Genomic DNA, 14,519 nt, shown 5'->3' with positions numbered 1-14,519 from the left:
ATCAGCCAAAATCGGCACCTCCCCAATCTAATACTCGTTTATATCCTATTCAAAGATGTGGGTTCTGTTTGGGAAATTGCCCATAAACTTGAAAAATTCGCGATGGAAACTTACGGACAAACGATGTATACTGAAGATGTAAATATTTTGAAGAGGTGATGAAAATGGCAAAATCAAACGCACGGAAAAAGCGTGAAAAACTTGTACGTGAAGGAAAGCGAAATCCCGAAAACGGAAGAAGTCCCTTTGCATTAATCGATATGCAATCAAGAATGACAAAAACGAAAAAAGATCACTTATACCGTACCAAATATAAGAACCAATCATTCACTAATGGAAATGATGGTTCTTTTTATTTTTGTGGGTAATTGAGAACACTACCATCCCCTAAAAAACACTGACACTACAGTGTCAGCATTTTTCGTTTCCTTTATGATAAAATCCGTTTTTCTCCTTCTATTTCCTGAATGGGTGCTATATTTTGCGAGAATTCCATTGTTCCGATATACTCTCCATCCTCGTCCCGAACGGCAAAATACCGGATATACACGTATTTCCCTTTTACTTTAATCCAGAAATCTTCAACATCTTTTCTTCCTGATTTGAAGTCTTCAAGTAATTCTTCCACAACGTGAACACTTCTTGGTGGGTGACAGTTTTGAACCGTTCTCCCAATAACTGCTTTTGTCCTTGCAAAAATACGCTCTTTTCCTTTTGAAAAATAACGAACGACGTCATCCTTATCGATAAACGTAATATCAACCGGTAAATGGTTTAACAGTAATTCAAGCTGTTTTAAAGATAAAATCCCTGTTTCCATCTTAATAAATCCTTTTGTTGCGATGTCTGCATCTTCAATGACATTTCGTGCCGGTTTCCAATCCTCAGGTGAAATTAAACAAAATCCAATTTCATCACTTTCATTTGCAATTTTCATCCATTCATCTTCTGTTAAATTATTTAAGGACATTGGGAAAAGAATATTTTCTTCCCGATAAATCATCTCATTTACTTGGTCAATAAAAAATTGAATAACATCAACGAGAGACTGCCTATCCCCCTCGTAATTTGTCAGCATTTTTTTAGCATCTTTGATTGCATCCTGTATAAAGTCATCGATTTTCCACATCATATTGGTCGGTCCATAAATTCCGTATTTTTCAAGATATGGAAAAAGGAGTTGCTCTTTTCTTTCATAATGCTTACCAATATCCAATAAAAGGTTGCAATCCTCAAGTAACTTCAATCGGTTCTCTTCATGATCCTCTTGTTCAAAAGTTTGCAAATGCGGCTTGATTCTATCGTTTACTAGCTTTTCTAATTCTCTATTTTCAAGCTTAAATGTGTGCACTGGGTGCCCAGGTTGCTCTTCAGGATGAGTAGCCATGGTTTCTTCTATTAAATCTTTAAAAATCTCCCGATGCTGTAAACAAATTTCTGTTGCTTCACCTGCAGGAATGTTCTTTTCTTCCACTAATACATGCTGTAGTCTAGAGATCTCTCCTATCGTAATATAACCAACCTTATTTGCTAAACGGGATTTAATCTCTTCTACCGATTTCCCATTATGTAAATCCAAAAAGCTTTGTTTGATCATACGTTCTCTCTCTATATCACTGATTTTATATTGTTCTCGGTTATTAATAAGTTCACTCACACAAATTTCTCCTTTCAAACTATGTGAAAACACTTGCTATGATGAAAGTAACATAGTTTAAGGAAAAGGTTCGTGATTCGAATCACATTACAAAATAAAAAGACCCACAAACGTGAGTCCTAACTAGCTTATCTATGGTTTTGGATATTGATACTCCAATTCATCTTTATCTGGATTATAATCAACGATCAGATTATGACCATTAAAAAACCAAATGTCATCATCTTCTACATAGAACATGATATCCTCGACTTTTTGACTTGTATGAATTTGAATCGGTTCGTCATGTGTAGAAAAAGCTAGTGAATATTTTTCCTGTACGGGGCTAGTTCCGTAAAACATTGGATAGAAACGAACGGAATCACCTTGTTTGACACTTACGTCCTCTTTAAACCACCTTAAAGCTGCATCACTTATAGTCATTTCCATATGTATTGAACCTCCCTGGCTGTCCTTCTGATATTTTGTGCAGAAATATGGACTTTATTATCTTATAGTACTAAAGATTTCAAGCTTTTGAAACCAACTAATTTGTGAAATGTTTCTCAAACAAAAAAAGCACGCAATCATTTGACTGCGTGCAATTATTCTTATAAAAGGACAAAGACAATTGTAGCACCAACAATAACGGCTACGCTCACAATTTTGCCCCAAACGGGAACTTTGTCATTGGTATTTTGATTGACCTTCTTCTCTTGATCCTCGACTACCTTCCGATACTCAGGACTGCAGCACCCCATTAAGATACCTTCTTGTAGTGAGAAATATCTACTTCTAGTGGAAGATTTGCTGCACGAGCTTTATTAGCTTGACGGAAGAATAATGCGACAAGGATGATTGTTCCTGTAAAACCACCGTACCATGCAATATTCATCGGTAATCTGAAACCAATTTGAGCATTCAGGATATACGTAATAACCATGCAAAGCATGAATGTTCCAGGAATTAATGAAATCCAGTAATTCTTTTTCGCAATGTATAAGTACATTGCACCTACGAATAAAGCGATAACAGCTGTTGCTTGGTTCGCCCAGCTAAAATATCTCCAAAGAATATTAAAATCGATTTGAGTAAGAACAACAGAGATTGCGAATAATGGAACGGCAATCCATAGACGACTTGACATTTTCTTTTGAGCCAAGTTTAGATATTCAGCAATAATCATACGCGCACTACGGAATGCAGTATCACCAGAAGTGATTGGTAACACGATAACACCTAATACTGCAAGTGTTCCACCAATTGCACCAAGCATTAATGTTGAAACTTCACTTACAATGGCTCCTGGACCACCAGCTGCAAGAAGTTCTTGTAAGCCGCCGTAACCATCAAATAAGCTCATAGCTGCTGCTGCCCAGATCATCGCGATGATACCTTCAGCAATCATCATACCGTAGAAAATTTTACGCCCTTGGCTTTCCTTTTGTGTCGTACGTGAAATAATTGGCGTTTGTGTTGCATGGAATCCAGATAAAGCACCACAAGTGATTGTAAAGAATAATAATGGGAAAATTGGTGCATTATCAGGATGGAAATTTGATAATGAAAGTTCTGGGATTGGAGCACCTTTCACGATTAAACCAACACCGATTCCAACAGCACTGATTAGAAGGATTGCTCCAAAATAAGGATAAAGACGACCGATAATTTTATCAACAGGCAATAAAGTAGCCAAGATGTAGTAAATGAAAATAACTGCGATTAGAATACCTAAAGCCACTTTTCCATCTAATAATAGATTTAAAAGTGAAGCTGGAGTAGAAACGAATACTGTACCAACTAATAATAGTAGTAAAACAGCAAATGCGTTAACCACGTGCTTCATTGCTTTACCTAAAAACTTCGTTGCAAGCTCTGGTAAGTGAGCTCCTTTGTTACGAATGGAAATCATTCCGGTTAAATAGTCGTGAACGGCACCTGCGAAAATACATCCAACAACGATCCAAATGAAAGCAACTGGTCCGTAAAGCGCTCCCATAATTGGTCCAAATACAGGTCCAGTCCCCGCAATATTCAGAAGCTGAATCATAGAGTTTTTCTTGGTACTCATTGGAATATAGTCGACACCGTCGGCATTTACATAAGCTGGAGTAGTACGTTCTTCCTTAACACCGAATACTTTTTCAATGTATTTACCATACGTAAAGTATCCAATGATTAACAAAACAATACTCGCTAAAAATGTAATCATGTTATTTCCCCCTTATTTGCTTTATTAAATTTATGAATGCGTTTACATTTATTATAGTAGATAAATGGATGTTTAGAAGATTTTGAGATTAAAAGGTAGAAATTTGACGATAACGTGTCAAAATTGTGAACTAAAACGCAAAATTCTACCTTCAATTGTTTAAATTTCTAATTGTGCACGCAACGCTTTGACATAATTACGGCTAACTGAGAGCTGTTCTTCTCTTCCTTCAATTTCTAATTGGTAGGCTCCATTAAACCAAGGAGTAAGTCGAGTAACATATTTTAAATTAACGAGGAAGCTTTTATGAATCCGAAAAAACCCGTATGATTCAAGCCTGTTTTCCAATTCCTTTAACTGAGTTTTTGTCTCATACTCACCCAGTTTTGTCACAAGCTTCGTTACTTTCTCATCTTTAACAATATATAAAATATCCATTGGTTCCAGGTAGATAATCTCCCCACTAGAATCGATCGCCAGCTTCCCTGTTTGTTTTCCTTTTTCCTTTTCTTCAGGTGTGTGAAGAAGTTTTTCAATCCGTTTAACCGTTTCCTTAAGCTGTTCCTCATCAAACGGCTTTAATAAATAGTCGATCGCATTAAAACGAAAGGCTTCCACGGCGAACTCCGGGTATGCCGTTGCAAACACGATAAGTGGCGGCTTTTTTAATTCCAAGAGAGCTTTTGCAGCGTCCATCCCATTTAATTTAGGCATTTCCACATCTAAGAAGACAACATCCGGTTGGAGCTGAATGGCTTTTAAAATGGCTGACTCTCCTGAATCAGCTTCTCCAACTATTTGAATGGTTGGATCGGCTTCCAATAAATGAGAGAGCTCATCACGACTATATAATTCATCATCAACAATAAGAGTTTTAATTTTTGATTCCATTTTATACAGCCTCCGTTAGTGGAATTGAAAAGGCAATCTCAGTTCCTTTATTTTCTTCACTTTTAATGGCTAATGCAGACTTTTCACCAAATAACATGGTAAGGCGCCGATTGACATTATATAAAGCAACTCCACTACCTTTTTCTGACTTGATTGGGGTAATGCAAATTTCCTTCGCCCGTTCTTCATTCATTCCCATACCATTATCCTCAACCTTTACATACACACAATCATTCTCTTTTTGAATCGAAATCATGATATGGAAATCACCATCTTGATTCTTCATCCCGTGTTTGATTGCATTTTCAACAATCGGCTGGAGGGTTAGTGGTGGGATAAACTGATATAACGCAGCCTCCTCAACCTTATAAAATACTTTTAGTTTATCTACAAATCTTGTTCCCTCTATTTCTAAATAGGCTTTCACTTGCCTTAGCTCCTGTTCCAGGGTTGTTACATTTTGTGTGGTAACAGACAGGTTTTGACGTAAGAAATGTGATAGGGAAACGAGTAGTTTCCTAGCTTTTGTTGGGTCTCTTCTTACCAAAGAGAGAATCGTATTCAGCGTGTTAAACAGAAAATGCGGACTTATTTGAGCTTGAAGCACTTTAATTTCCGCTTCTTTTGCAAGCTGAAAGGCTTTATCGGCTTCCGCAATTTCAAGCTGATTACTTAAAAGGGAGCTCAAACCTGAAATTAGTTCTGTCACAACAGGTGTAATTTCTTTCTCAGAACGAAAATAAAATTTTAGCGTCCCGATCGTTTCATCTCTCCGTTTTAATGGTGCAATCACAGCCGCACCAAGCGGACAATCCTCATCTCGACACTGAATCATCTTTTTGTTGGCGATTACAATTTTCCCATTATGAATAACATCCATTGTAATTTGCGTTTGGATTGGCATTTGCGAACGATGATGGTCATGCCCTAATCCCACATGTGCTAAAATTTCTTGGGTATTGGTCATCGCCACAGCTGTTGCTTGAATTTCATCCTGTATGATATGACAAACCGCTTGTGCCGTCTCTCGATTCAACCCGTTTCGTAAATGGACAAGCGTCTTGTCTGCAATACGTAGCGTTTTTTGAGCTTGAACTGCACCAGCTCGCTCACCCTCATTAATTACACTCTTTATGATCATGAGAAATAAGGCACACCCTAGACCATTTGCGACAATCATCGGAATGCCAATAATTTCAACTAAAGCCCACGCTTTTTCAAAAGGACGCGAGAACAGCAAAATAACAAGCATTTGAAGTGCTTCGGCGGAGGCCGCAATAATAAACGCTGTACTTAATTTCACATGCTTATTTTTCTTATAAAAGTAACCTGATATAAAACCTGCGATAATGGATGCGAAGCCACAGGAAAAAGCGGTAAACCCACCAAGTGTAAAACGATGGATACCAGCAATAAGCCCCGCACCTAACCCAACCTTGTAACCACCTAGTAGACCAGCAAGTACCACACCTATCACGCGTGAATTTGCTAACGCTTCATCAGGAGTCAAACCAGATGCCCAGCGGTTAAATTGTAGGCTCTCTGTATTAAGGCTAAGGCCCGTATACGTACCGATGATTCCAAAAAAACCAAAGAAGACGATTGCCACAAGCTTCTGCAAACGATTCAGCTCATCCTGGTACATCATCCCTCTGAAAAACTTCAATCTCGTTAAAATAAAAGCGATTGCAACAATAATCCCTAACCGCTCTAACATTGTAATTAAAAGTTCAAACATTGGACATGCTCCTTTTTTAGGACATGATTGGGTCACGGGGACAGGTTCATTGTCCCTCAGTTATCTTTATTGTAACAAGATTTTGAGGGTTTGGGTTAGTTTTTTGAAGGGGAGATGTTGGAAGATTGGTAGAAAAAAAGCCCCTCATCGTAAATGGAGGGCTTAGATCTCGTAAAATGATGGTGCGCAATGAAACCATTCTTTGGGTACTATAAATCTTCCACCAACATATATACCGCCTTCACTGGTCCATGCACCCCAACAACAAGGTTCATTTCAATATCTGCTGAATTACTTGGCCCTGTGATAAAGTTGATCGCAGAAGGAACCTGCTCACCGTTTTTGAGTTTTTCACGGATAAACTTGGCAGCCTGGGTCATTCGTGGGACGATTGTGCTTTTTGGGACAATTACGATTGAGTGGGTCGGTAGGAAGCTGATGGTTCTTCCACGATTTGGACCACTGTATAGCACAACAGTACCTGACTCAGCTAATGTAATTTCGCTGATGGTAATTCCGATGTTTGCTTGTTCTGCCTTTGCGATGTTTTCTTTTCCTAAGTTAGGATCCCATTCAAATACATCCTCTTGCACAGAAGGGAGTTTTTCTGTTAGTAATGACTGAATACCAAATTGTTCGTAACGTTCGTCCTTCCAGGTGACGATTGGACCGCTACCGAATTCTTTGATTTTCTTTTCTAGGTCTACTGAAAGCTCGGATTTTGATGTCATGATGAGCTCCGTATGGATTTTTGTACATTGTAGCTTTAAAACGTCGACTAACTCATCCAAGGTTGCATCCTTTAACACTTCCTCCTGTGGGTTATGCTTCCACACAGGTGGTGTTAACGTTGTTTTTCGCTCACGACCAAGCTGTTTCGCAATTTGATCGAGGAAGGCGTCACGGTTTTGGATGGATCCCTTCATTACTCTTCACCTCCTGTTTCTCGATTTTTAAACCAATCTCTGAATCTTTCTTTGTTGGGTGCTGGGAAATCACGTACATCGGTCCATTCTTTTAGCATACCGACTCCCTTTGTAATTTTGTCACCATGAGTAAGTGGCTTTGTTAATGTTGGTGCGAGTTTTGAACCCATTTGGTAAAAAGATGGTGAAGATGCTCCGAAACCAAATGCCTTCATTAATAGTTTTTCAGAGATAGGTGCACGCCCTTCCTTCTCCACAATCACCTCACGATGTTTATGAATCAATTGATGAAGTGGGATTTTGACTGGACAAGCATCCGTACAGGCACCACAAAGGGTTGAGGCATATGGTAATTCCTTGTGATCATCATAGCCGCCTAGCAACGGCGTTAATACAACCCCGATTGGACCTGGATAAATCGATCCATAAGTATGACCTCCAACATGACGATAGACCGGGCACACATTAATACAAGCCGCACAACGAATACATTGTAGAACAGATTGAAATTCCGTGCCTAGAATATTGGAACGTCCATTGTCAACAATCACTAGATGAAAGTCTTCTGGTCCATCGACATCGCCTTCTTCACGAGGTCCTGTTAATGTCGTGATATAGCTTGTTAATTTTTGACCGACAGCACTTCTGGTTAACATTCCAACTAATACTTCCATTTCTTCAAAGGTTGGAACAAGACGCTCCATCCCCATTACGACAACCTGTGTTTTTGGAAGGGCAGCGACAAGATCGGCATTTCCTTCGTTAGTTACGAGGGTAATCGAACCTGTTTCTGCAACTGCGAAATTACATCCTGTAATCCCCAGATCTGCCTGTAAAAACTCCTGTCTTAATGATTCCCTCGCAAACAAGGCTAGTTCTTCTGGTTTTTCCGAATTCTTATAGTCCATTTTGTTCGCGAAAACATCGCGAATTTGTTCTTTGTTTTTATGCAGTGCCGGTACGACGATATGGGATGGTGGATCATGATCATCCATTTGCAGGATGTATTCACCAAGGTCTGTTTCAATGACTTGGCAACCAACATCCTCAAGCTTTTGATTTAAGCTGATTTCTTCTGTCACCATTGATTTTGCTTTAACTATTTTTTTCGCTTCCTTCTTTTTTGCGAGATCACTGATGTATGTACTTGCTTCTTCGGCCGTTTGAGCAAAGAATACATGTCCACCTCGGTTTGAAACTTGCTCACTTAATTGAAAGAGGTAATAATCTAAGTTTTCAAGGACGTGTTGGCGGATTTCTTCACCATGGTTACGCCATTCCTCCCAATTCCCCAATTCGTCCGTAACCGTTTGCTTTCTTTCCTGAATGGTTTCCTGGGCTTTTAATACCGCACCTCTCATGAAGGTGTTTTGAACTTCCTTTTGAACACGTGTCTTAAACTTTTCGGTGCTTGTTTTTAGCGCCACTCTTTCTCCCTCCTTTAGCTCCGGTAGTTTAATACTTCTGCGATATGTAAAACTTCAATTGGTTTACCTTGTCTGTTAATTCTTCCGCCAATATTCATGAGGCAGCCCGCGTCTGCTCCAATAAGATAGTCGGCTTCTGTCGTTTCAACACATTGTACTTTTTCATCCACCATTTTCTCCGAGATTTGCCCCATTTTTACAGAGAAGGTTCCCCCGAAGCCACAGCAATTCTCCTTACCTGGAAGCTCGACATATTCAACACCGTCTATATTTTTTAATAGTTTAATAGGTGGTTCCTTTACTCCTAGAAGTCGCGTCATATGACAGGATGTATGAAAGGTTACCTTCCCTTTGAAAGTTGAACCAACATCTGTAATACCTAAAACGTCTACAATGAATTGAGTGAGTTCGTACGTTTTCTTTGCCAGTTCGATTGCTTTTGGTTCCCATACAGGGTCACCTTTAAAAATATCCTTGTATTCGTGGAACATGTTTGTACAGGATCCTGAAGGACATACAACGTACTCCGCATCTTCAAAGGTTTCAATCATCTTTTTCATGGCTTTTTTTGTTTCTTCTACATATCCACTATTATAAGCAGGCTGTCCACAGCAAACCTGCGCTTCTGGAAACTCTACTTCACAGCCGAGATGCTCTAATAGCTCAACCGTTGCTTTCCCCACATTTGTTTGAAACATGTCAACAAGACAGGTAGCAAATAAAGTGACTTTCATCTTTGTTTCCTCCTTCAGTAAAGCAAGTGAACAGGTCATCTGATGACCTTATTATTAAAAACTATGTTACTACTTTTTTTCATGTTATGGAAGGTTATTTTTGAGTTTCTTCAAAAAAATTCTCTAATGTTTCCTCAACATTGTTAAGATGTAATAGCATTGCACTTCTTGCAGCTTCTTCATTTCTCGTTACAATTGCTTCATAGATTGCAAGATGTTCGTTGTATAATCGCTCTGTTGTTTTTTCTTTTGAAAATAAGGTAATTCTTCGTGTTTCCTTCATCGTTTCTTGCATAAGGTCGGACACCTGCAATAATAAATTCGTTAACATCGGGTTTTGGGTTGCTTCTGAAACGGCAAGATGGAACTGGAGGTCTGAAGTTTCTCCTAACTCCTCATTTCCTAATGCTATCTTCATACCATTTAATGCAGCTTCCATTTTTATTAAATTTTCCGGAGTATGCTTTTTCGCTGCCGTTGCGGCTGCCCCTGTTTCAATAATTTTTCGAACCTCAAGAAGATGCATGACATCCTGTTGATTCATTAACATAGCGGTTGCGATTTGGAAATTAAGGTCCTCTGCTTGAAATTCCTTTACATACGTTCCTTCTCCTTGACGCATTTCAATTAAGCCCATCGCTTTTAATGCAGTTAATGCTTCGCGAATTGCAGAACGACCGACTTGAAAGCTTTCTGCTAACTGTTGAACGGACTCAAGCTTTGTTCCAGGTTTTAGCTTCCCTGAACGAATAGCTTCCTGTAATGCATCCGTAACCTCTTCATAGATTTTTTTCGGTTTGATTTTTTTGTATTCCATGGTTGTCCTCCGTAATGATGATATCAATTTGATTATACTTTGATTCACAATAAATTGAAAAATAAATTCTAAAAAAAAGAAAGCAAGCTAATCCGCTTTGCTTTCTTTACACTTTGTTTATCTCACTGTCTTCAACGCCTTCCCCCAAGAAACAACTTGATCTAACAGCATGTTCATATTATCATCGTGTATGTTTTGAGGCTTAAAATCAGTACCATTTTCAAAGTCTAGGAATAGCGATAGTGTTGGATGGGTGCGGACATCTGCTATGTTTAATTCAGCACAGATTCCACGGAGATGTTCCGCTGCGCGTGCACCGCCAGTTGAACCATAGCTGACGATTCCTGCTGATTTGTTGTACCAAGCTTCACGTGCTGAATCCATTGCATTTTTTAATGCTCCCGTGATGCTGTGATTGTATTCTGCCACAACAAATATAAATCCATCGAGACTTGCTAATTTCTCATTCCATTTCGCAATTCCAGGTGAATCCGCTGTACCTAAAAACGGTAAGTCGTAATCTTTGATATCAACGATTTCGTAATTTGCATTCCCCTTCTTGTCGCCATAGCCCTTCACCCATTCGCCAACCTGTGGGCTTACACGTCCTTCACGAGTACTACTTAAAATAATCCCAATGTTTAATTTTTCTTCAGCCATTTTTGTATCCTCCGTTGCTGTATTTTTGCCAAACAATTTGTCTAAAAATCCCATACTTACCACCACCTATGTAGTTAAGTAAAGCAATACACTATTAATTTCCTGCTATTCAACAAAATTTATACGCCTTATTAGGTTGGGTTCAAAATTCGTTGTAAAAATCGTTTCGTCCGCTCTTCTTTCGGATTTTTCAGTACTTCATCTGGGTTTCCTTGCTCGATTATGTACCCGCCGTCCATAAATAAGACTTTGTCGGATACCTCAGCCGCAAATTGAATTTCATGGGTCACAATAATCATGGTCCAATTTTCATTGGCTAAATCCTTCATCACCTTTAAAACGTCTCCAATCAGTTCAGGGTCTAATGCAGAGGTGGGCTCATCGAATAGGAGAAGTTCCGGTTTCAGTGCTAATGCTCTTGCAATCCCAACCCGCTGCTGCTGTCCACCTGAAAGTTGATGAGGGTATAAATCTATTTTTTCTTGCAGTCCGACTTTTTCAAGCAGCTCTACTGCTTCATTTCTAGCTTCGGTTTTATTTCGTCTTTGAACAATCACTGGTCCCTCCATTACATTTTGAAGGGCTGTTTTATGTGGAAAAAGGTTGTAGGATTGAAAGACCATCCCCGATTTTCTACTCAATCGAAGGATGTCCTGTTTCCTTACTTTTTCAGCAAAAGTAAGTGAAAACCCATCTTCAAACTGATAGATTCCTTTATCCGGTTGTTCCAATCCATTAAAACAGCGGAGCATGGTTGTTTTTCCAGAACCGGATGGACCAATTATAGAAACGACCTCACCTTTTTTTACATCAAAATCGATATTTTTTAACACTTCATTTTCACCAAAAGATTTCGCCAAACCCGATACTGATAAAAACATACTCTCACCTCTCTATCTTGCCACATATCGGCTTAATCTCCGTTCTAATCCTGCTTGAATGAGGGATAAAATGAAACAAATCACCCAGTAGATTAGGGCGGCTTCTATATATAATAGAAGGAAATCATATGTCCTTGCTGCGATTTCCTGTGCCTTGCGGAATAATTCAGCGACCAATACCAATGAAGCAAGGGAGGTATCTTTTACAAGACTAATAAAGGAATTGGACAACGGGGGTACGGAGACCCTTGCCGCCTGTGGAAGAATGATCCGCCTTAGTGCTGTCCTTCTTGTCATACCAATGGTAAATGCCGCCTCCCATTGTCCCTTTGGAATCGATAAAATGGACGCACGAATAATTTCAGATGCATAGGCCCCAACATTTAAAATAAACGCAATCGTTGCACTTGGAAAAGGATCAATATTTACCCCGATGTTGGGCAATCCATAGAATATAATAAATAATTGCACTAGCAGGGGGGTTCCGCGAATCGCTGAAACATAGAAAATAGCGGGAGCTTGAATGAGTCTTGATTTTGACAGTCGCATCATCGCTGTAAGCAACGCAAGAAAGAGTCCACCGATAAATGAAATAAGTGTCAGGGGAATCGTATACCGAATCGCCCCTGACAGCATCGAAGGAAGGGAGTTCATGAATAGCTCCCATCCCTCCATATTTGCAGTAATGGTTAATAATACTCTATTTTGTAGAAACATCTTCACCAAACCATTCCTGAGAGATTTTTGCTAACGTCCCATCCTCCCTCATTGCAGCCAATTGTTCATTAACAGCCTTTACTAAGTCTTCATTCCCTTTGTTAAAAGTAAATGCCATCTCTGAAACATCATCTGAACTAGCTGCAATTTTGATACTCTCGTCGCCTTGTGATTTTATATAATCGAGCACTGCAAGCTTATCGTTCACCGTAGCTTCGGCACGTCCTTGCTTGATTAATTCAATCGACTGTGCAAGCCCTTCTACACCTACGATTTCCGCACCATTCTCTTGAGCGATTGCACCGTAGTTACTGGTCAAGGATTGCGCAGCTTTTCTTCCTTTTAAATCCGCAAATGTTTTAATATCACTATTATCTTTTGGGACAACAAGGACAGCTGAGGAGTAGGTATACGGTTCAGAGAAATCATAATTGGCGAGACGATCCTCATTAATTCCCACTTGGTTCGCAATTAAATCAAAACGCTTTGAATTAAGACCAGCAAACATGGAGTCCCATTGGGTTTCCATAAACTCAACCTCAAGATCCATGCGCTTGGCGACCTCTTTAATCACTTCCACATCATAGCCAGTTAATTGATCCTCTTCGTTGTGGAAAGTATATGGAGCATATGTACCTTCTGTTCCAACCGTTATAACACCCTTTTCCTTAATGTCATCAAATAGGGAACCCGTTTGTTTCGTATCATTGTTTTCATCGTTACCTGCATTGTTATCTTCATCTGTTCCACCGCATCCTGTTAAGGTAAAAGCAATGGCAAATATAAATGAAAAAAGAAAAAGGAATTTCTTCATGATGAATACCCCCAGTTTAGTTTTTATTCTTAGTAGTAGATTTTACAAGTTAACCTATTCTCATTCACTGGGTTTACTTCATAAAAAATAAGCCAGCAACTATTTGCTGACTTTAGGCCTTCACACATTATTTTGTTAATTAAATTTTCAACTTTAAAACCAACACCTGTATGTAAGTCTTCCACACCCTTAGCTTTTTAAATACGGCGCCACCTTATTTAGTACAGCCTGAAGCTTTTCGCTATTCTTCTGATACATTTCTTTTGCGGATTGGTTATTTGTTTGTAAGGCGAACAATTCTAAATCCGCCTGGCATTTTTTTATCGTGGCGAGAAGTAATGGTTTTTCCTGTGGAGATGGGACCTTAATCTTATCATCAAATAGATCGACAGTTAGTTGTCCATAGGAATCAACCTGCCCTAAGAACACATTTTCAATGCTGACGCCCATTTTATCAAGTTCCGTTTCAAGCCAATTCTGACTGTGACCAGATGAAGATAAAGGTTCATGCATGATTTCTCCATCCATTATGACTGTTTGCGGTTCTTTTATTGGAGCAACAGCGAGATTTAGAACTTTTGCGGTTACTGGTTGATTTTCCTTTTTTAATAAGACACTTAAGCTTCCATCTGTTTCTAATACGGCGAACTCGACATCTGCTACCTGAAAGACATTCTTATTTCGTAGTTTAGCTAGTAATTCATCAATGGTATATTTTTCTTTTTTTAAATTATCTTCCATTACCTTTCCATCTTGAATAAAAACGGTTCCTTTTCCTTCCGCAAAGTCTCTTACTATTTTACTATTTAATGAAATGAAACCCATGATAAACGGAATAGCGAACCAGACACCCATGCCTATTAATCCATGACTGACATGTCGATCCAGTCCTGTTGAGATTTCAGCAGCAATACTACCTATTGTAATTCCATTAATATACTCGAAATAGGATAGCTGAGAAATTTGCTTCTTCCCTAACCATTTCGTAAAAAAAAACAAGGCAATAAGTAAGACTAGTGATCGTATGGCAATACTTAACCAATCTGGCATAATCGTAACTCCTTAC

Annotated in this window: 16 protein-coding genes; 1 reads left to right on the top strand and 15 read right to left on the bottom strand. The window is 39.0% G+C overall.

Annotation, left to right across the window (positions count from 1 at the left end):
• Nucleotides 1-164 precede the first annotated feature (164 nt).
• Nucleotides 165-368 carry a hypothetical protein gene (locus tag E1I69_RS04910; protein WP_136378482.1) on the top strand — a complete coding sequence of 68 codons (204 nt, stop codon included), beginning with the start codon at nt 165-167 and terminating at the stop codon, nt 366-368.
• A gap of 62 nt (nt 369-430) precedes the next feature.
• On the opposite strand, the gene E1I69_RS04905 is transcribed toward E1I69_RS04910, so the two are convergent.
• The 15 genes from E1I69_RS04905 to E1I69_RS04840 form a co-directional block, all read right to left on the bottom strand.
• Complete coding sequence (locus E1I69_RS04905; protein ID WP_136378481.1) at nt 431-1,657, bottom strand: DUF438 domain-containing protein; 1,227 nt, start codon at nt 1,655-1,657, stop codon at nt 431-433.
• 132 nt (nt 1,658-1,789) lie between these two features.
• Nucleotides 1,790-2,086 carry a HesB/YadR/YfhF family protein gene (locus E1I69_RS04900; RefSeq protein WP_136378480.1) on the bottom strand — a complete coding sequence of 99 codons (297 nt, stop codon included), beginning with the start codon at nt 2,084-2,086 and terminating at the stop codon, nt 1,790-1,792.
• A gap of 161 nt (nt 2,087-2,247) precedes the next feature.
• Nucleotides 2,248-2,397: a hypothetical protein gene (locus tag E1I69_RS24660; RefSeq protein WP_165439140.1), complete on the bottom strand. Its 150-nt coding sequence runs from the start codon at nt 2,395-2,397 to the stop codon at nt 2,248-2,250.
• Nucleotides 2,397-3,848, bottom strand: coding sequence for a carbon starvation CstA family protein (locus E1I69_RS04895; protein WP_136378479.1), 1,452 nt, complete (start codon nt 3,846-3,848; stop codon nt 2,397-2,399). The genes E1I69_RS24660 and E1I69_RS04895 overlap by 1 nt, the downstream gene beginning before the upstream one ends.
• Nucleotides 3,849-4,007: 159 nt before the next feature.
• Nucleotides 4,008-4,739: a LytR/AlgR family response regulator transcription factor gene (locus E1I69_RS04890; RefSeq protein WP_136378478.1), complete on the bottom strand. Its 732-nt coding sequence runs from the start codon at nt 4,737-4,739 to the stop codon at nt 4,008-4,010.
• Nucleotide 4,740: 1 nt separating this feature from the next.
• The gene (locus E1I69_RS04885) at nt 4,741-6,477 is read right to left on the bottom strand and encodes a sensor histidine kinase (RefSeq protein ID WP_136378477.1); all 1,737 of its coding nucleotides are present in this window, start codon (nt 6,475-6,477) and stop codon (nt 4,741-4,743) included.
• A 209-nt stretch (nt 6,478-6,686) separates the two neighbouring features.
• On the bottom strand, nt 6,687-7,403 hold the full coding sequence (locus E1I69_RS04880) for a LutC/YkgG family protein (protein WP_136378476.1): 717 nt from the start codon (nt 7,401-7,403) through the stop codon (nt 6,687-6,689).
• Nucleotides 7,403-8,830, bottom strand: coding sequence for a LutB/LldF family L-lactate oxidation iron-sulfur protein (locus E1I69_RS04875; RefSeq protein ID WP_136378475.1), 1,428 nt, complete (start codon nt 8,828-8,830; stop codon nt 7,403-7,405). Before E1I69_RS04875 ends, E1I69_RS04880 begins: the two co-directional genes overlap by 1 nt.
• 14 nt (nt 8,831-8,844) lie before the next feature.
• On the bottom strand, nt 8,845-9,564 hold the full coding sequence (locus E1I69_RS04870) for a (Fe-S)-binding protein (protein WP_136378474.1): 720 nt from the start codon (nt 9,562-9,564) through the stop codon (nt 8,845-8,847).
• Nucleotides 9,565-9,658: 94 nt separating this feature from the next.
• Entirely contained in the window at nt 9,659-10,381 is a 723-nt protein-coding gene (locus tag E1I69_RS04865; RefSeq protein WP_136378473.1) for a FadR/GntR family transcriptional regulator, read from the bottom strand.
• A gap of 117 nt (nt 10,382-10,498) precedes the next feature.
• Nucleotides 10,499-11,095, bottom strand: a complete 597-nt coding sequence (locus tag E1I69_RS04860; protein WP_136378472.1) for an NADPH-dependent FMN reductase — start codon at nt 11,093-11,095, stop codon at nt 10,499-10,501.
• 77 nt (nt 11,096-11,172) lie between these two features.
• Nucleotides 11,173-11,922 (bottom strand): amino acid ABC transporter ATP-binding protein, encoded by a 750-nt coding sequence (locus E1I69_RS04855; RefSeq protein ID WP_136378471.1) that lies wholly within the window; start codon nt 11,920-11,922, stop codon nt 11,173-11,175.
• Nucleotides 11,923-11,934: 12 nt separating this feature from the next.
• Entirely contained in the window at nt 11,935-12,639 is a 705-nt protein-coding gene (locus E1I69_RS04850) for an amino acid ABC transporter permease (protein WP_136378470.1), read from the bottom strand.
• Complete coding sequence (locus E1I69_RS04845; RefSeq protein ID WP_136378469.1) at nt 12,623-13,453, bottom strand: amino acid ABC transporter substrate-binding protein; 831 nt, start codon at nt 13,451-13,453, stop codon at nt 12,623-12,625. Before E1I69_RS04845 ends, E1I69_RS04850 begins: the two co-directional genes overlap by 17 nt.
• 189 nt (nt 13,454-13,642) lie before the next feature.
• Nucleotides 13,643-14,503 (bottom strand): DUF421 domain-containing protein, encoded by an 861-nt coding sequence (locus E1I69_RS04840; protein ID WP_136378468.1) that lies wholly within the window; start codon nt 14,501-14,503, stop codon nt 13,643-13,645.
• Between the last annotated feature and the right edge of the window lie 16 nt (nt 14,504-14,519).

Origin of the sequence: Bacillus timonensis, from assembly GCF_004799755.1 — a bacterium.
In the GTDB taxonomy this organism is placed as follows: domain Bacteria; phylum Bacillota; class Bacilli; order Bacillales; family Bacillaceae_L; genus Ferdinandcohnia; species Ferdinandcohnia timonensis_A.
This window is presented reverse-complemented; position numbering and strand designations above follow the sequence as displayed.